This window comes from Corynebacterium glyciniphilum AJ 3170, assembly GCF_000626675.1.
GTDB classification, from domain to species: domain Bacteria; phylum Actinomycetota; class Actinomycetes; order Mycobacteriales; family Mycobacteriaceae; genus Corynebacterium; species Corynebacterium glyciniphilum.
The window spans coordinates 730,356-747,509 of record NZ_CP006842.1 but is presented as its reverse complement, the minus strand read 5'-3'; the positions used below and the strand labels follow the sequence as shown (position 1 = coordinate 747,509).

Below are 17,154 nucleotides of genomic sequence, written 5' to 3'. Positions count from 1 at the left end.
CCCTTTCCCCTCCGTCTTCATACGGAGGGCGGTAGTGCGGGTGGTGCAGTGAAAAAAGGTCGTTGTCTGGTGGTGGGTTAACCCACGTCGCTGTCAGCGTCCGGACGCTCGTCCCGGGACAGGTTGATGCCCAGGGCGGCGTTGGCGTGGTCCAGCTCGTCGTCATCGGTGGAACTCAACTCCATCGGAGAACCGTCGGCCGCCAGCACCTCGACGTTGAGGCACAGGGACTGCAGCTCCTTGAGGAGAACCTTGAAGGACTCCGGGATGCCAGGATCCGGGATGTTCTCACCCTTGACGATGGCTTCGTACACCTTGACACGTCCCACGACGTCGTCGGACTTGATGGTCAGCAGCTCCTGCAGAGTGTAGGCCGCGCCGTACGCCTGCATGGCCCACACCTCCATCTCACCGAAGCGCTGGCCACCGAACTGCGCCTTACCACCGAGCGGCTGCTGGGTGATCATCGAGTAGGGGCCGGTGGAACGGGCGTGGATCTTCTCGTCGACGAGGTGGTGCAACTTGAGCATGTACATGTAGCCCACGGAGACCGGGTACGGGAAGGGCTCACCGGAACGGCCGTCGATGAGCTCGGCCTTGCCGTCACCGTCCGTCAGGCGGATACCGTCGCGGTTCGGGCGGACCGACTTCATCAGGCCCGACAGTTCCTCGTTGGAGGCACCGTCGAACACCGGGGTTGCGGTGAGCGAGTCGGCGGGCACGTCGTAGAGGTCCTCGGGAAGGGTCTCCAGCATGGCCTTGACCGTCGGGTCATCGGAGTCCGCGTCGACTGTCCAACCGTTCTTCGCCAGCCAACCCAGGTGGGTCTCGAGGACCTGGCCGATGTTCATACGACGCGGCACGCCGTGCGTGTTCAGCAGGATGTCGACCGGGGTACCGTCGGGCAGGAACGGCATGTCCTCGGCGGGCAGGATCTTGCCGACGACACCCTTGTTACCGTGGCGTCCGGCGAGCTTGTCGCCGTCCTGGATCTTGCGCTTCTGCGCCACGTAGACGCGGACCATCTCGTTGACGCCCGGCGACAGGTCGTCGTCGTCCTCGCGGGAGAACACGCGGACACCGATGACCTTGCCGGTCTCGCCGTGCGGCACCTTCATGGAGGTGTCGCGGACCTCGCGGGCCTTCTCACCGAAGATCGCACGCAGGAGACGCTCCTCCGGGGTCAGCTCCGTCTCGCCCTTCGGGGTGACCTTGCCGACCAGAATATCGCCGTCGCGGACGTCGGCACCGATGCGCACGATGCCGCGCTCGTCGAGGTCCGCCAGGACGTCCTCGCCCACGTTCGGGATATCGCGGGTGATCTCCTCGGGGCCCAGCTTGGTGTCCCGTGCGTCAATCTCGTGCTCCTCGATGTGGATCGAGGTCAGGATGTCCTGCTCAACCATGCGCTGGTTGAGGATGATGGCGTCCTCGTAGTTGTGGCCCTCCCACGGCATGATGGCGACCAGCAGGTTGCGGCCAAGTGCCATCTCACCGTTGTCGGTGCCGGGACCGTCCGCGATAGCCTGACCGGCTTCCACGCGGTCACCCTGGCTGACCAGGGGCTTCTGGTTGTAGCAGGTGCCCTGGTTGGTGCGCTCGAACTTACGCAGCATGTAGGTGTCGCGCACGCCGTCATCATCCATGATGGTGATGTAGTCGGCGGAGACGAACTCCACTGCACCCGCCTTCGGGGACACGATCACGTCGCCGGCGTCATAGGCGGCCCGCTGCTCCATGCCGGTACCCACGAACGGTGCTTCCGCGCGCAGGAGCGGCACAGCCTGACGCTGCATGTTCGCACCCATCAGCGCACGGTTGGCGTCATCGTGTTCGAGGAACGGAATCATCGCGGTCGCGACGGAGACCATCTGACGCGGTGAGACGTCCATGTAGTCGACCTTGTCCACCGGGACGACCTCGACATCGCCGCCGCGCAGGCGGACCTCGATCTGCTCCTCGGTGAATTGCTTGTCCGCGTTGTACGGGGTGTTCGCCTGAGCGATGATGTGGCGGTCTTCCTCGTCTGCGGTGAGGTAGTCGACCGTGTCGGTGATCTGACCGTTCTCTACCCGACGGTACGGCGTCTCGATGAAGCCGAACGGGTTCACCCTGGCGTAGGACGCGAGAGAACCGATCAGACCGATGTTGGGGCCCTCCGGGGTCTCGATCGGGCACATACGTCCGTAGTGGGACGGGTGGACGTCACGGACCTCAAGGCCGGCGCGCTCACGGGACAGACCACCGGGGCCGAGAGCAGACAGACGACGCTTGTTGGTCAGACCCGACAGCGAGTTGTTCTGGTCCATGAACTGCGACATCTGCGAGGTACCGAAGAACTCGCGGATGGCGGCGGAGACCGGACGGACGTTGATCAGCGAGGTCGGAGTGATGGACTCCGCGTCCTGCGTGGTCATACGCTCGCGCACGACGCGCTCCATACGGGACAGACCAACACGGATCTGGTTCTGGATCAGCTCACCGACGGTACGGACGCGGCGGTTGCCGAAGTGATCGATGTCGTCGGTACCGAGCGGGATCTCCACGGAATCCGGGGAGGTCATGTCCTTCTCACCAGCATGCAGACGCACCAGGTACTCGATGGTGGTCAGGATGTCCTGCTCCGTGAGGGTCATGGGACCCTCTCCACCGGTGCCCAGACCCAGCTTGCGGTTGACCTTGTAGCGGCCGACCTTCGCAAGGTCGTAGCGGCGAGAGTTGAAGAAGCTGTTCTCCAGCAGAGCCTGTGCGGAATCACGCGTCGGAGATTCACCCGGGCGCTGCTTACGGTAGATCTCCAGCAGTGCCTCGTCAGTGTTGGCGACGCCGTCCTTCTCGAGCGTCGACATCATGATCTCCGAGAAACCGAAACGCTCGGTGATCTCCTCGGCGCTGAGCCCCAGGGCCTTCAGCAGGACGGTGACCGGCTGACGACGCTTGCGGTCGATACGCACACCGATGGTGTCGCGCTTGTCGACGTCGAACTCGAGCCACGCACCACGTGACGGGATGACCTTGACCGAGTGCAGCGGGCGCTCGGTGCCCGGGTCAATGGACTCGTCGAAGTACACGCCCGGGGAGCGGACCAGCTGTGACACGACGACACGCTCGGTGCCGTTGATGATGAAGGTGCCCTTGTCGGTCATCATCGGGAAATCACCGATGAAGACGGTCTGGCTCTTGATCTCGCCGGACGTGGCGTTGGTGAACTCCGCGGTGACGTACAGCGGAGCCGAGTAGTTGATGTCCTTGTCCTTGCACTCGTCGACGGTGTTCTTCACATCGTCGAAGCGTGGCTCGGACAGGACCAGGGACATGTTCTCCGAGTAGTCCTCAACGGGGGACAGCTCTTCGAGGATGTCCTCGAGACCGGAGGTGATGCGAACGCCCTCCCCGGCCTCGGCCTGCTTGCGGGCACGCCACTGCGGCGTGCCGACGAGCCAGGCGAAAGAGTCCCTCTGAATGTCGAGAAGACCGGGAACCTCGATCGGGGCATCGATCTTCGCGAACGAGTGACGTTGCGAAGCTCCGGGAATTCCCGGGGTGGAACTGGTCAGGCGGGAGACTGCCAAGATGGGGTCCTTCCAGCACCTCACGTGCCTGCCGGAGCCCGGAACCGAATGAATTGGTCCGGGCGGTGGCTGACACGGTTGCTATGAGCGTACGGTCTGCGGTGGTCTGTGGAAATCTGTGGGGTTCTGTGGGGGTTGACGTGGGCCGGGTCAGTTGCGAACCAGTGTGCAGAAACAGTTGATAGACCTTGTCAAGTCACCGGCCCGAGCCGAATCGGCGTGGTCGGGCACTCTGGCGTTCCGCCGTGCCGTGACCATGTCGATCCCCTCCGTACCATCGCTCATCAAGGTCGTGTCCTGCTGTTATCGCAACCTCGCCGGACGTCAATCCAGCGCAACGATCGATCGTATATCACCCGCGTGCGGATGTCCACCCCTACGACACACCGGGTTCACCCTCCCGTGACCCGGCGCACGTCGCGCAGTCTACATCTCCGGCGACTGCGGTGATCCAGACCGCTGGACCCGCTGTGGCCGTAAGGCCACGACCGCCGAACCGAGTGCCACGATAGCACCCGTGACAGTCAGCACAATACCCCATCCGCGTGTCGGTCGGTCGTGCCCGAGTTCCGCGGCCTGAACCAGCAGGTCGTCACGTTCACCATCGGGAGTCGCGCCGTGGAAGGAACTGAGAAGTTCCGGCGACTCGGCCCCTGCGCCGTCACCGTCAGGCACGTAGACATCCTGGATGTCCTCGCTGACGGACACGATCATCCCACTCTCCGGCTCAACACGGAACTCCTTGAACCCGTTACGGTACAACGAGGACGGGTCCCCCTCCCCTGTCGTCGACGTCGAACGGTAGTACCCCGGGTTCGCCTGCCGTACCGGCTCGGCGTCGAAGTCCTGCCGGAAGACGTAGACTTCAGTGCCGTTGACATCCTCAGTCTGCACGAACTGCGCAGGGACCTCACGGCGGAGCAGGTTGTCGAAGACCGGGTACTCCTCTTGCGCGGTGTCCCGGGGGAACGCCAGCCACTGACCCGCAACATCGGTCGGTGCAGCAGGGGTCGCCGGCGTGTCTGCCACCTTGGCATCCCCCAGGGACTGTCCTGTCTTCCGGTCGATCCGGTAACTCCAGACTTCGGCGTCGAGGAGTCCGTCATCGCCCTCGATGTCGTTCCTCAGAGACGTGACCCCGACAGTCGCCGCCGCCGACTCGTCGTCCGCCGGCTCACCGAGTGACACGGCATAGGTCTTCGTCACCGGGGCAGTGACCGGCTGAGGTGATTCCTCGCCGTCCTGTCCTCCCCCCGTCAGGTAGGACGGCCCGATCCGGGCCTCGTCATCCTGCAGCGTCAACTGCGATTCGCTGAGTTCCAGTGGTACGGGGCGTTCCGGAGGCACCAGGAGCGGCAGAGCGATCCCGACGGCGAGCAGGATGCACCCCAGCCCGAGTGTGAGGACGGCGGCAACGCGGGATCTCGGAAGCATGCGGACCATCGTAATGCCCCCACCGGACAGACGGGAACAGACGACACCACCCCCGTCATCGACGTCGTGAAAACGTCTCTGACGGGGGTGGTGAAGAATGCGGCGTAAGCCGGAGCCCTCTTACTTGAGGGAAACCTTGGCGCCGGCCTCTTCGAGCTTGGTCTTGGCAGCCTCGGCGTCGTCCTTGGAAGCGCCCTCGATCAGAGCCTTCGGCGCGCCCTCGACGAGCTCCTTGGCCTCCTTCAGGCCCAGGCCGGAGACGAGCTCGCGGACAACCTTGATCACGCCGATCTTCTTGGCGCCGGCGTCCTCGAGAACGACGTCGAACTCGTCCTTCTCTTCCTCGGCGGGAGCAGCAGCAGCGCCGGGAGCGGCAGCAGCAGCGACCGGGGCAGCAGCGGTGACGTCGAAGGTGTCCTCGAAGAGCTTGACGAACTCAGAGAGCTCGATCAGGGTCATCTCCTTGAAGGCCTCGAGCAGTTCGTCGTTGGTGAACTTAGCCATGTCGGCTTCCTTTCTTTGTCCCACTCAGGACTGAGCGGGAAACGGGGTGTAGAGCGTATGGGGGTTAAGCGGCCTGACGGGTCAGGCGGCTTCCTTCTTCTCCTGGAGCGCGGCAGAGAGCCGTGCAACCTGGGATGCCGGAGCGTTGAACAGACCAGCAGCCTTGCTGAGGGAGCCCTGCAGGGCGCCGGCCAGCTTGGCCAGGGTGGTCTCACGGTTGTCCAGCTCGGCGATCGCCTCAACCTGGGCCGCGGACAGCGGGTTGCCGTCCATGTTGCCGCCCTTGATCACGAGCGCCTTGTGATCTGCGCCGAACTTCTTGAACGCCTTGGCAGCGTCGACTGCCTCACCCTGAATGAAGGCGACGGCGGTCGGTCCGGTGAGCAGTTCATCAGCGATCTCGACGCCGGCCTGCTTCGCAGCCAGCTTGATCATGGTGTTCTTGGCGACGGAGTAGGTGACCTCGGAACCCAGGGCCTTGCGCAGCTCAGTCGTCTGAGCGACGGTCAGACCACGGTACTCGGTGAGCACCGTGGCGCTGGCGTTCTCGAAACGTGCGGTGAGCTCCGCGACCGATGCGGTGTTCTTTGCGTTTGCCATACTCTCGCCTCCTTCCTGATGTCTGTCGGTGGTGCGACCAGACGGTATCTGAACGGCCATCCTGCACACACAGTGACGCCCCGTGCACAGGGCACGGGGCGCGGAGGGCGACTGTCGCGGTCCACTGGGGCCCGGCGTCGCTCGGCGTGTTCCGTGTTTCCCTGCGTAGGTCGCCATCACCGTGTCATGGTGATGATCCTTCGTCCGCCTTCCCCGGTGCTGCCCGGTGAAGACGTCAACCGACGGTCTCCGGTGAAACTTGAACGTTCGCGGGTCACCCCGCGATCAAACTTCTCGCATCACTATAGACGTCGTCGCCGCCGGGCCCAAATCAGCGGGTGGTCCCCGCGAACAAACCCGGTCGACGGCCATCCCGGAAGAACAGCATCAGGAGCGCTCTCACGGACGAACCTCACCCCCGCACCGGCTCCGGCTAGTAGGTTCGGAGGAATGAGTTCACCGTCAAATACTTATGCCGCCTCCGGCACGCCCGAACACCGGTTCTTCCTGACCGCGTTCCTGAAATCGTGGGGACACTCCGACCCGATGCCAGCGGGTGTCAACGACTGGGACGCTCCGCTGTCTGAGGAGCACCCGGTCCCCGTTGTCCTCCTTCACGGCACGTGGATGAATGCCTACGGAACGTGGTCGATGATCGCCCCGAAACTCGTGGCCCGGGGATTCCGGGTCTTTGCACTCAACTACGGTTCGACGGACGAGAGCTTCCTCGGTCGCCGCACATGCTGTTTCGCGAACGGCGGGCTACTCGACTCTGCTGCGGAGGTCGACCAGTTCATCGACACCGTGCTGGAACGTACCGGCGCGTCGCAGGTTGATGTGATCGGACACTCGCAAGGGGGCGCACAGGCGCGGATGCTCGTCAGCAAGAACGAAGGTGCGTCCACCGACGGGACGTCCAGGATCAGAAATGTCATCGAGCTCGCAGGATCCGGTCACGGCACCACTCTGATGGGCCTCGGAACACTCGCCGCATGGCTCCGTGACAGGCTCCGTGGAAAGCTCGACGTGTCCGCGATTCTGCGGGCGGTGCTCGGGCAGTGCGCTGAAGACCAGATCGTCGGCTCGGATGTCGTCACACACATCAACCGTGACGGTGACACGGTGCCCGGCGTCCACTACACCATGATCAGCACGCGTTACGACGAAGTGGTCACTCCGTGGCGGACTCAGTTCCTCACCCCCGGCGACGGAGCCACGGTCCATAATTTCTGTGTACAGTCCGACGGCAATGCGCGTGACTGGAGTGACCATCTGTCCCTGTGCTATTCCCCGAGGACCTTCGACCTGATCCTCGAGCGACTGTCGGACAGCGACAATGGGAGCGCAGGCGCCTACCGGAAGTCGCACCCCCACGTCATTGCCAGGGTTCTCCCCGTCCTGGGACAACTCCGGCAACGCGGATACTGAGCACGACGGAAAACGCCCCCGCCCACCCCGTCAGTTCGGGGTGGGCGGGGGCGTTACGTGCCGGAGGAGACTAGTCCTCGTCGCCGGTGAAGTTCTTCATCACGGACGGGTCAACCTGGATGCCCGGGCTGTTCGTCGTCGCGACGGTGATCTTCTTGATGTAGCGGCCCTTGGCTGCGGACGGCTTCACGCGGAGCAGTTCCTCCACCAGGGCGCCGTAGTTCTCGGCGAGAGCCTTCTCGTCGAAGGACGCCTTACCGATCATGGCGTGAAGGTTGGCGGCCTTGTCGACGCGGAAGGAGATCTTTCCGCCCTTGATCTCAGCGACGGCCTTGGCGACGTCGGTCGTGACGGTGCCGGTCTTCGGGTTCGGCATGAGACCACGCGGGCCCAGGACGCGGGCGACACGACCGACCTTCGCCATCTGGTCAGGGGTGGCGATCGCAGCGTCGAAGTCGGTCCAACCACCCTGGATACGCTCAATGAGCTCGGCGGTGCCCACGGCCTCGGCACCGGCCTCTTCGGCAGCGGTGGCGTTCGGGCCCTCAGCGAACACGATGACACGAACGTTCTTACCCGTACCATTCGGCAGGGAGACGGTGCCGCGGACCAGCTGGTCAGCCTTCCGGGGGTCGACACCCAGACGGATCGCGACGTCTACGGTGGCGTCATGGGTCTTGGAGGAGGTCTCCTTGGCCAACTTGACGGCCTCGATCGGAGTGTAGAGACGATCGGCGTCGATCTTCTCTGCAGCGGCGCGGTACGCCTTGGAGTTCTTGCTCATGGTACTGGTCCAATCAGTAGTTGTTGGAGTGTGGTTGACGGGCCGCAAGTGGCCCTGCCACGGGTGATTCCTGGCTTAACTCGTCAGGCAGGCTGGTCGACGACGTCGATGCCCATGGAGCGTGCGGTACCGGCGATGATGCGGGCACCATTCTCCAGGTCGTTGGCGTTGATGTCCTCGAACTTGGTCTGAGCGATCTCGCGGCACTGTGCCCAGCTGACCTGCCCGACCTTCTCAGCGTGGGGGACGCCGGAACCCTTCTGGATGCCTGCAGCCTTCAGCAGCAGCTTGGCCGCCGGCGGAGTCTTCAGCTTGAAGTCGAAGGAACGGTCTTCGTAGACCGTGATCTCGACCGGGATGACGTTCCCGCGCTGGGACTCGGTAGCCGCGTTGTAGGCCTTGCAGAACTCCATGATGTTGACGCCGTGCGCACCGAGCGCCGGGCCGACCGGCGGTGCCGGGTTAGCAGCGCCCGCCTGGATCTGCAGCTTGATCAGGCCGGAGACCTTTTTCTTCTTCTTCGCCATGGTTCACCTCTTCACGTGGTACCAGATGTGTCGCCTACACAGACGACCTCGCCCGTCCTATGGCGGGGACAGGACACACCTGTCCGGATGCCGGTCTGGTTACCGGCCACCGGGTGGAATGTTCATGTGCTCGTGATGAGCAACGGTCAAACTCTAGTTGAGCTTCTCTACCTGGTCAAATGCCAGGTCGACAGGGGTCTCGCGACCGAAGATCGACACCAGTGCCTTCAGCTTGCTGTTCGCGGCATCAATCTCCGAGATCGTGGCGGACACCGACGCGAACGGGCCGGACAGCACCGTCACGGACTCGCCGACCTCGAAGTCCACCTCGACCTGGTCACCGAGCGGCGTCGGTGCCATGGCGACACCGGTGTCGCTGACATCGACAGGCGCACCGGCCTCAGCATCGTCCTGCGACGCTGGCGCGGTAGCCGTTTCCGGCGGGAGCAGGAACTTCGCGACCTCACGGATTTTCACCGGGGTCGGCTTCCCTTCGTTACCCACGAAAGAAGTCACGCCCGGGGTGTCGCGAATAACCGACCACGACGCGTCATCCAGCTCGATGCGAACAAGCACGTACCCCGGCAGGAGCTTCCGCTTGACCCGCTTACGCTTGCCGTCCTTGAGCTCGGTGATCTCCTCAATCGGGACGACGACCTCATGGATCTGCTCATCCACGCCCAGGGTCTGGGCGCGCATCTCGAGGTTCGTCTTCACCTTGTTCTCGTAACCCGAGTAGCACTGGATGATGTACCAGTCACCGTCGAGCTTCTTCAGCGCACGCATGAATTCGCGCAGTCGCGTGCGGTACGCGGCCATGGCCGCGTCCTCGGGGCTCTGCTCAGCTACAGGGGCGTCGACGGCAGCTTCTGCCCCGTCGACGCTGTCCTGTGCCGCAGCATCTGTCTCGCCGAGTTCACTGACGGCCTGCTGCACGTCATCATGCGCTGCTGCAGCGAGGCCTTCCGCCGTGCTGCTGTCGTGGATGTTCTCGTCACTCATGGGTTGATCATCTCCCTGATGGTACTGACGCTGTATGTGGGGTCGTTCGTTGTCCTGCTTTTCCACGTGCGGGTGGACGGACCGTGCCCCGCATGAAAAATCCGCCTCGCCGTGAGGCGGAGGCGGTGGATACTGACGTCGATCATAGCACGGTCAGAGACCGAACATGAACTCCAGACCTTCGCCGGCGAGCAGGTCGACCACCGTGCACATCGCGGTGATGGCGATGAGGAACACCAGCGTGACGATGGAGTAGGTGACCATCTCGCGGCCGGTAGGCCAGATAACCTTCTTCACTTCCGATCCCACGGAACGTGGGAACGCCAGGATCCGATTGCCGTCGGACTTGGCTCCGTCGACATCCGCAACCTTCGCGGACATACGGTTGTCCTGGTCGGCGGCGCTTCCCTCCCCGCTGACCTGACGCTTACCGGACGGACGCAACGGACCGCCGGTAGACCCGACTTCGTTGTTCTTGTCGTCGCTCACGTGATCTACAGCTCCTCGGAATATGGAAAACCCCGGTAATGTCGGGCCGATGATCACCGGCCCGGCATCCCGGGGCATGTGCAGGGGCGACAGGACTTGAACCTGCAACCTGCGGTTTTGGAGACCGCTGCTCTGCCAATTGAGCCACGCCCCTTCGCGATGGATCTCAGCCTACCACGACGGGCAGACCTCGAGGTCTCACGGACGGCACCGCGTTAACGGCACCGCAGCAGTCTATCAGCCGCCCGTCCCGCGTAACAACTGAGCCGCAATTCCCTCGGCGTAGCCGGAAGATACCGGGGCCCGGCGTCCACGACACTCGTCACCTTCACGCCCATCCTTCTACCGCACCCCCACGCAGCAGAACACCCCGCGTCCTGACATGCAGGTTGCGGGGTGTTCCTTGTCTTACTCTGGTAGCGATGCCGGGGATCGAACCCGGGACCTCACGATTATGAGTCGTGCGCTCTAACCATCTGAGCTACACCGCCAGGGCCATTCAACCGGCTGTGACCGGCATGCCGGATATCGCCTCAAAATGACTTGAGCCCCCTGACAGAATCGAACTGTCGACCTTTTCCTTACCATGGAAACGCTCTGCCGACTGAGCTAAGGGGGCGAAACCTCACACAGCAGGACCGGAAGACAACCCTGGTCGTCCCCGCTCCAGCTCCTGAAGCCTGAAGTAGAATAACCAGAGGAGGCTCGCTTGCACAAATCTACAGGTCACTGCCCGTAAATCGCCGCCGTCAATGTGCAGATTACGCCGTCCCCCACCCGACCGTCGACGTCTGACGCCCCTTCCCGAACCCCAGCACCGTCAATGCTCGACGGGAGCTGCGGCGCATTGACGGCTTTGCGCTTGGCACGGCACGGCTTCTTCGCCGAGGTCTGGGCGATCGCCGTCCGGAGATGTCGGCTCCGCCACAACGCACCCCGAGACACAAGAAAACCGCCCGAGGAGTTTGTCCACTCCTCGGGCGGTTCAGGCTGTGCCAGGTAAAGGATTCGAACCTTTGAAGGCAATGCCGGCGGATTTACAGTCCGCTCCCTTTGGCCGCTCGGGCAACCTGGCGTGCACCTCACGGTGCGATGGATACCCTACTACGAGGCAACACCTTAACTGCAAACCGGCTGGTCAGAACCACAGTCAGCCCAGCCGCTCCAATGAATACTCCATGAGGTTACGAAGCGCCCCCGTCGCGGGAATCGCCGGAAGTAGAGCCAGCTCCGACTCTCCGAGACCCCGGTAACGCGCGATGTCGGCCAATGCACGCTCCCGGCCGTCCGAGGCACGGATGAGCGTCAGCGCCTCGTCCACGAGCGCATCGTCTGTCACCGGGCCGGTGAGCAACTCCCGGAGGCGGGCTCCACCTACGGTCTCCTCGCGCATGGCGTAGAGCACGGGGAGGGTGAAAACACCTTCGCGCAGGTCGGTGCCAGGGGTCTTGCCGGACGTCTCCGGATCGGACCAGATGTCGATGATGTCGTCGACGATCTGGAAGACCTGTCCCAGGTGACGACCGAACCGGAACAACGCGGCACGGTGCTCCTCGGGCGCCCCGGCGTGGAGAGCCCCCAGGTAGCCCGCGGAGGCGATGAGCACACCGGTCTTCTCCTGAATCACCTGCATGTAGTGCTCGATGTCATCGTCTCCGTCAGGCGGGCCGATGGTCTCACGCATCTGCCCTGTGACCAGCTCACCGAAGGTGTCGGCGAAATGACGGACCGTCTCGGTCCCGAGATCTGCCATCAGGCCGGAGGCAACGGCGAAGATGTAGTCACCGGCCAGGATGGCCACGGAGTTGGACCACCGGGCGTTTGCACTGGGGGCGCCCCGGCGACGCTCCGCCTCATCCATCACATCATCGTGGTACAGCGTGGCCAGATGAGTGAGCTCGACGACGACGGCCGCGTCAGTAACCTCGGCGCGACCACTCCCCTGCTCATCTTGCCCATACTGCGCCGCCAACAGGGCGAACATCGGACGGAAGCGTTTTCCCCCGGAAACCGCGAGATGACTGATCTTGTCGGTGAGAAAGGTCTCCCCGGACGACAGGACCTCGCGGAGCCTGGCCTCCACACGTGCCAGGCCGTCCGGGACGGCGGTGTTCAGGTACTCGTCACCGAGATCGAGCCCCACCCGCACATCCGAGTTAGTGCTTGCCATGAATTACGTAGCCTCTGTCCGTCAAACGTCTTCTCTGGATAATCTTGCTCCCCGCTACTGTAGACCAGCACCTCGGCACGGACCCAGACGAGCAGTAACAAAGATCGACGGAGACGGTGTACCGTCGCGCTGATCCCCCTCCCGGTACGATGCCGTGCCACAATAGGCGCGATGAATGACACAGAGTGCGAAGTTCTCGTCGTCGGCGCCGGACCGGCCGGCTCGGCTGCGGCACATCGGGCCGCCGGCGCAGGCCGCGATGTTCTCCTCGTCGATATGCAGGACTTCCCCCGGGACAAGACCTGCGGCGACGGCCTGACTCCGCGCGCCGTCCACGCACTGGAACGCCTCGGTGCATCGGACCTCATCTCCGCCTCTGCCGGGCGTCCGGAGATCCACGGACTGAAGCTGCACGGTTTCGGTGGTTCAGTCACCGCCCCGTGGCCCGAGCACCCCGAGTTCCCGTCCCGGGGCACAGCCGTCGCCCGGACCGACATCGACAACGCACTTGTGAATATGGCCGTCGCCTCCGGTGCACGACGTCGCACAGGGGCGAAAGCCGTCGACGTCGACACCGACCTCGTCAACGGGGCGCGACGAGTGCGGGCCGTGCACTTCGCCGACGGCTCCACAGTGCACTGCCGCTACCTGGTCCTTGCCGAAGGAGTGCGCAGTGGGGTCGCCCGGGCCCTGGGGACCCGATGGTTGCGCGGCCTCGTCCATGGCGTGGCTGCCCGCTCCTACTGCCCCACTCCGTTCGGTGACGAACCGTGGATCCACTCACACCTGGAACTCCGGGACGCCGCGGGCACCGCCCAGCCCGGCTACGGCTGGATTTTCCCGCTCGGTACCGGCGGCGAGCACGGTTCCGCAGTCAACCTGGGCTGTGGTGCCTTGTCCACGTCGCGTCGGCCAGCAAAGGTCAACGTCCGCAGATTGCTGGCGACCTACGCCGAGCAATGTCGTGACGAGTGGAGACTCGGTGAGCCGGACTACGTCGCCAGCGCCCTCCTCCCGATGGGCGGGGCCGTCACCCGAGTCGCTGGAGTGAACTGGGCCGCGGTCGGGGATACGGCCGCACTGGTCAACCCGTTGAACGGAGAAGGTATCGACTACGCGCTCGAGTCCGCCTCTGATGTGATCGACCTTCTGCCCGACGCGGACCGTTCTCCCGACGGCCTGCGCTATATGTGGCCTGCTCACCTGAGTGAACGTTACGGAGACGCTTTCTCCCTGGCACGGCGCGCTGCCACGCTTCTGACGATGCCGGGGCTGCTGGCTGCCCTCGGGCCATTGGGAATGCGAGGGCCCCTCGCAGACCACCTGATGGGTTCCGCCGCACGGTTAATGGGAAACCTGGTGACCCCGGAGGACAGGGACCTCACCGCCCGGGCGTGGTTGACCGCGGGACGCCTCAGTAGCGCCCACGACCGGTTCTGGCACGCGGAGTCGCGCCCCCTGTTCGGACGCTGACTGGGCTTGCCGTTGTGCGCTGTTACTCCGTCGTGGCCGGTTTCGTGGCCGGTTTCGTGGCCGGTTTCGTGGCCGGTTTCGTGGCCGGTTTCGTGGCACTGTGCAGCGCGGTGATTCCGAAGGTGAGGTTCTGCCACCCGCAGCCCTCCCACCCGGAGCGGTTGATCAGCGACGCCAGGGCTTCCTGATCCGGCCATTCCCGGATCGATTCGGCCAAGTACACGTAGGCCTCGGCGTTCGAGGAGACCGCTTTCGCGACGGCCGGCAGCGCACGCATGAGGTACTCCATGTAGACCGTGCGGAACACCGGAACGACGGGGGTGGAGAATTCGCATACCGTGAGCCGTCCCCCCGGTTTGGTGACACGCGCCATCTCGCGCAGCCCGACCGCAGGATCAACGATGTTCCGCAGCCCGAAGCTGATGGTGACCGCATCAAAGGTGTCGTCCGGGAACGGAAGGTTCATCCCGTCCCCGCAGACCTTCGGCACATCCCTGTCCTTCCCCGCGGCGAGCATTCCCGGGGAGAAGTCACAGGCCACACACCATGCACCCGACTCGGAGAGTTCCACGGTAGACACCGCGGTCCCTGCGGCCAGGTCAAGGACCTTGTCACCTGGGGCGAGGTCAAGGCGTCGCCGGGTACGTTTACGCCACATACGGTCCTGTCCGAAGGAAAGCACCGTATTGGTCAGATCGTAGTTCTTTCCGACGGCGTCGAACATGCGGGCAACGTCGTTCGGGTTCTTCTCCAGGCTGGCTCGTGACACGGTGACCAAGCCTAGTCGATCGCCGGGTCCGCCCCTGCTTTCCCCCGACGCCACCAGAGCCGCACCGCACCGAACAACAGCCCCGTCACCACCACCGAGACCAACCACACCGACAGGGCCGGAATCACCGACAACGTCCACCCGCGTCCCTGTACCTTCACGTTCTCTGTATCGGAACGCTGGTAATCGACGTAGACCCGGTCCCCCTGGGACAGTCCCGTCGGGTACTTCAGCCCCCGGTCAGGCTGGTGGTAGACCCCGGCGTCATCGCGGAAGCGCACTAGTGTGGTGGAGCCGTCACTGAGCACGTCGGCCACGGCGACGCCCCGGTCCCCGGAAATCTTGGCGTCATTGACGGCTGCATTGACAACGATCATCCCGCACACGGCGGTGACCAGAAGAAACAACGCGATCACCGCCTGGACCAGACGGCGGTGCACCAGTGCCCGCGTCGGACGGAAAGAGCCGAGGAACGATGGAACGGTCAGCACGGCCTACCCCTTCCCTGTCGGGGACACCGTCGTCTTCGCTGTGAGGGCCCGGTGCATACGCTCTCGCGGGCTCCGGGACACAGCTGCCTCAACCACGAGGAGTCCACCAGGGCCCTCGGCATGGTTCTCGAGCGCCAGACTCAACTCCTGGATTGTCTCCACATTCTGGTGAGCGACCCCGTAGCCGTCGCACAGTGCCCCCAGGTCCACTCCCGTCGGTGTGCCGACGACGCGGTCGAACGCGGACACTCCGTCATCGAATGTCCTCAGCCCTGGCGCACCAACCTCAAGTGTCTCGAAGATCGCGCCGCCGTCGTCATTGGAGACCACGATCACCAGGTTCTCCGGACGCGGCTCGCCGGGGCCCATCGACAATCCGTTGATGTCATGGAGGAACGTCAGGTCGCCCATCAACGCGACAGTCCGCGGTGCCCGCATCAAGTCCGGCTCGGCGGACGCGTGCGCCAGGGCCACGCCCACCGCCGTGGAGACCGTCCCATCGATACCAGCGGCGCCACGGCTGGCGATCACGTGCACGCCGGGGAATGGCAATCCGGTCAAGGACGCGTCACGCACCGCCGAGGATGCGCCGAGCACCACAGCGTCCCCGTCGGAGAGACTGTCGGTCACGGCGGCAGCGACATGCAGGCCGGTGAACTCCTCACCGGCGATCTCCTCCCTGACGGCATCCGCCGCGACCTCACCGGCCGCAGCACAGGTGCGCAACCATCCCCGTGGATGCTCACCAGTCACGGTGACACCGTGCAACGGTGCCACTGTCTCCAGATCCGTGCGGCCCACCGCGGGAGCCGTCGGGCGGTCAGACACCGGGAAGACCCGGATCGCCGGATCCGCAAGCAACCGCGCGATACCACGGTGCAGTGTCGGACGTCCGATAAGCACGATCTGCTCCGGGCGCATCTGGGCCCGGTACTCACCGTCACCGACACCTGCACCGATCTCGGCCGCGAACAGGCCGGCGGCGGCAGGATGCACCGGCAGATCAGGAGCGGGACACCCCGGCTCCGCAATCGTCGGTACTCCGGCGAGTTCGTCGAGGATGTGTTGTGCCCACACCCGGTCACGGACATCGCCGGCCACGACCAACGTGCGTCGTGAGAGATTCACCACGGCTGAGGGCAGCATCGGCGTCCGGAGCACCTCGGGCGTCACGGAGTATTCCGCGGCACCCCCGTCGACCTCTCTCGCAGCCAGGCTCACCTCCGTCGTCGAGGAGGGGACCAACGGCTCCGCGAAAGGAATGTCGATCTGGACACCACCGGCGTCAAGCGGAGAGGTGGCCCGCACCACGGCATGCGCCACCTGCCCACGTACGTCCTGCTCGGTGGCCGGGCGTCCGCTCGCCACCGCCGCATCAATACCGATGGCCTCCACCGCGTGTGTGCCGAAAATCCCGAACTGGTCGATCGTCTGATTCGCACCGGAGCCCAGCAGTTCCCATGGCCGATTCGCCGACACCACGATCAACGGCACTCCGGCAGCCGTGGCCTCGACCATGGCCGGCAGGCAGTTCGCCACCGCCGTCCCCGAGGTCATTACCACCGGGACAGCGCGCCCCGACCGCTTGGCCAGCCCCAACGCCAGGAAGGAACCTGAACGTTCATCAGTACGTACGTGCAGCCGCAATCGGTGCAGACGGTCCGCCTCAGCGAACGCCAGGGCCAAAGGTGCCGACCGCGACCCCGGGCAGACGACCGCCTCCCGTACCCCGTTGGCGATGAAAGCGTCCACGACGATCGCCGCCACCTGCGTGGCGGGCGAGAGGTGCGACAGTGTGGGACACAGGTCAGCGTGTGTGGAGTCAGGGGTGTCGATCGGGTCAATCACACTCCCTGACGCTACCCGGCTGTCACGGAGCGGCTGAAAACGGCTCCGGAAATATCCAGGACG

14 protein-coding genes and 4 tRNA genes are annotated in these 17,154 nt (G+C 64.4%); 2 read left to right on the top strand and 16 right to left on the bottom strand.

What is annotated here, in order from left to right; all coding sequences use genetic code 11:
- Window positions 1-77 precede the first annotated feature (77 nt).
- The 4 genes from rpoB to rplJ form a co-directional block, all read right to left on the bottom strand.
- A complete protein-coding gene (rpoB, locus tag CGLY_RS03435; protein WP_174411411.1) occupies window positions 78-3,572 on the bottom strand; it encodes a DNA-directed RNA polymerase subunit beta in 3,495 nt (1,164 codons plus the stop codon).
- 426 nt (window positions 3,573-3,998) lie between these two features.
- Window positions 3,999-5,006: a DUF3068 domain-containing protein gene (locus CGLY_RS03430; protein WP_227590363.1), complete on the bottom strand. Its 1,008-nt coding sequence runs from the start codon at window positions 5,004-5,006 to the stop codon at window positions 3,999-4,001.
- 120 nt (window positions 5,007-5,126) lie between these two features.
- On the bottom strand, window positions 5,127-5,510 hold the full coding sequence (rplL, locus tag CGLY_RS03425; RefSeq protein ID WP_038546215.1) for a 50S ribosomal protein L7/L12: 384 nt from the start codon (window positions 5,508-5,510) through the stop codon (window positions 5,127-5,129).
- Between the two features lie 81 nt (window positions 5,511-5,591).
- Window positions 5,592-6,110: a 50S ribosomal protein L10 gene (rplJ, locus tag CGLY_RS03420; RefSeq protein ID WP_038546213.1), complete on the bottom strand. Its 519-nt coding sequence runs from the start codon at window positions 6,108-6,110 to the stop codon at window positions 5,592-5,594.
- A 450-nt stretch (window positions 6,111-6,560) separates the two neighbouring features.
- Between rplJ and CGLY_RS03415 the strand changes: the two genes are divergently transcribed.
- Complete coding sequence (locus CGLY_RS03415; RefSeq protein WP_052539590.1) at window positions 6,561-7,538, top strand: esterase/lipase family protein; 978 nt, start codon at window positions 6,561-6,563, stop codon at window positions 7,536-7,538.
- A 70-nt stretch (window positions 7,539-7,608) separates the two neighbouring features.
- Here the strand turns inward: CGLY_RS03415 and rplA are convergent, their stop codons facing one another.
- The 9 genes from rplA to CGLY_RS03370 all read right to left on the bottom strand — a co-directional run bounded on the left by rplA (window position 7,609) and on the right by CGLY_RS03370 (window position 12,510).
- Window positions 7,609-8,322: a 50S ribosomal protein L1 gene (gene rplA / locus CGLY_RS03410; protein ID WP_038546209.1), complete on the bottom strand. Its 714-nt coding sequence runs from the start codon at window positions 8,320-8,322 to the stop codon at window positions 7,609-7,611.
- 83 nt (window positions 8,323-8,405) lie between these two features.
- On the bottom strand, window positions 8,406-8,849 hold the full coding sequence (rplK, locus tag CGLY_RS03405) for a 50S ribosomal protein L11 (RefSeq protein WP_038546206.1): 444 nt from the start codon (window positions 8,847-8,849) through the stop codon (window positions 8,406-8,408).
- Between the two features lie 153 nt (window positions 8,850-9,002).
- A complete protein-coding gene (gene nusG, locus CGLY_RS03400) occupies window positions 9,003-9,851 on the bottom strand; it encodes a transcription termination/antitermination protein NusG (RefSeq protein ID WP_038546203.1) in 849 nt (282 codons plus the stop codon).
- A 153-nt stretch (window positions 9,852-10,004) separates the two neighbouring features.
- Entirely contained in the window at window positions 10,005-10,340 is a 336-nt protein-coding gene (gene secE, locus CGLY_RS03395; RefSeq protein WP_038546200.1) for a preprotein translocase subunit SecE, read from the bottom strand.
- Window positions 10,341-10,421: 81 nt separating this feature from the next.
- Window positions 10,422-10,494, bottom strand: a tRNA-Trp gene (locus CGLY_RS03390).
- Between the two features lie 260 nt (window positions 10,495-10,754).
- Window positions 10,755-10,831, bottom strand: a tRNA-Met gene (locus CGLY_RS03385).
- A 55-nt stretch (window positions 10,832-10,886) separates the two neighbouring features.
- A tRNA-Thr gene (locus CGLY_RS03380) sits at window positions 10,887-10,959 on the bottom strand.
- A gap of 374 nt (window positions 10,960-11,333) precedes the next feature.
- Window positions 11,334-11,415: transfer RNA gene (locus CGLY_RS03375), tRNA-Tyr, on the bottom strand.
- Window positions 11,416-11,490: 75 nt separating this feature from the next.
- The gene (locus CGLY_RS03370; RefSeq protein WP_038546197.1) at window positions 11,491-12,510 is read right to left on the bottom strand and encodes a polyprenyl synthetase family protein; all 1,020 of its coding nucleotides are present in this window, start codon (window positions 12,508-12,510) and stop codon (window positions 11,491-11,493) included.
- 171 nt (window positions 12,511-12,681) lie between these two features.
- Between CGLY_RS03370 and CGLY_RS03365 the strand changes: the two genes are divergently transcribed.
- Window positions 12,682-13,983: a geranylgeranyl reductase family protein gene (locus CGLY_RS03365; protein WP_038546194.1), complete on the top strand. Its 1,302-nt coding sequence runs from the start codon at window positions 12,682-12,684 to the stop codon at window positions 13,981-13,983.
- A gap of 22 nt (window positions 13,984-14,005) precedes the next feature.
- Here the strand turns inward: CGLY_RS03365 and CGLY_RS03360 are convergent, their stop codons facing one another.
- The 3 genes from CGLY_RS03360 to menD are packed head-to-tail and all read right to left on the bottom strand — an operon-like array spanning window position 14,006 to window position 17,091.
- A complete protein-coding gene (locus CGLY_RS03360; protein ID WP_081804011.1) occupies window positions 14,006-14,752 on the bottom strand; it encodes a demethylmenaquinone methyltransferase in 747 nt (248 codons plus the stop codon).
- Window positions 14,753-14,763: 11 nt separating this feature from the next.
- A complete protein-coding gene (locus CGLY_RS03355) occupies window positions 14,764-15,243 on the bottom strand; it encodes a DUF3592 domain-containing protein (protein WP_227590362.1) in 480 nt (159 codons plus the stop codon).
- A 3-nt stretch (window positions 15,244-15,246) separates the two neighbouring features.
- On the bottom strand, window positions 15,247-17,091 hold the full coding sequence (gene menD, locus CGLY_RS03350; protein ID WP_320406901.1) for a 2-succinyl-5-enolpyruvyl-6-hydroxy-3-cyclohexene-1-carboxylic-acid synthase: 1,845 nt from the start codon (window positions 17,089-17,091) through the stop codon (window positions 15,247-15,249).
- Window positions 17,092-17,154: the final 63 nt, after the last annotated feature.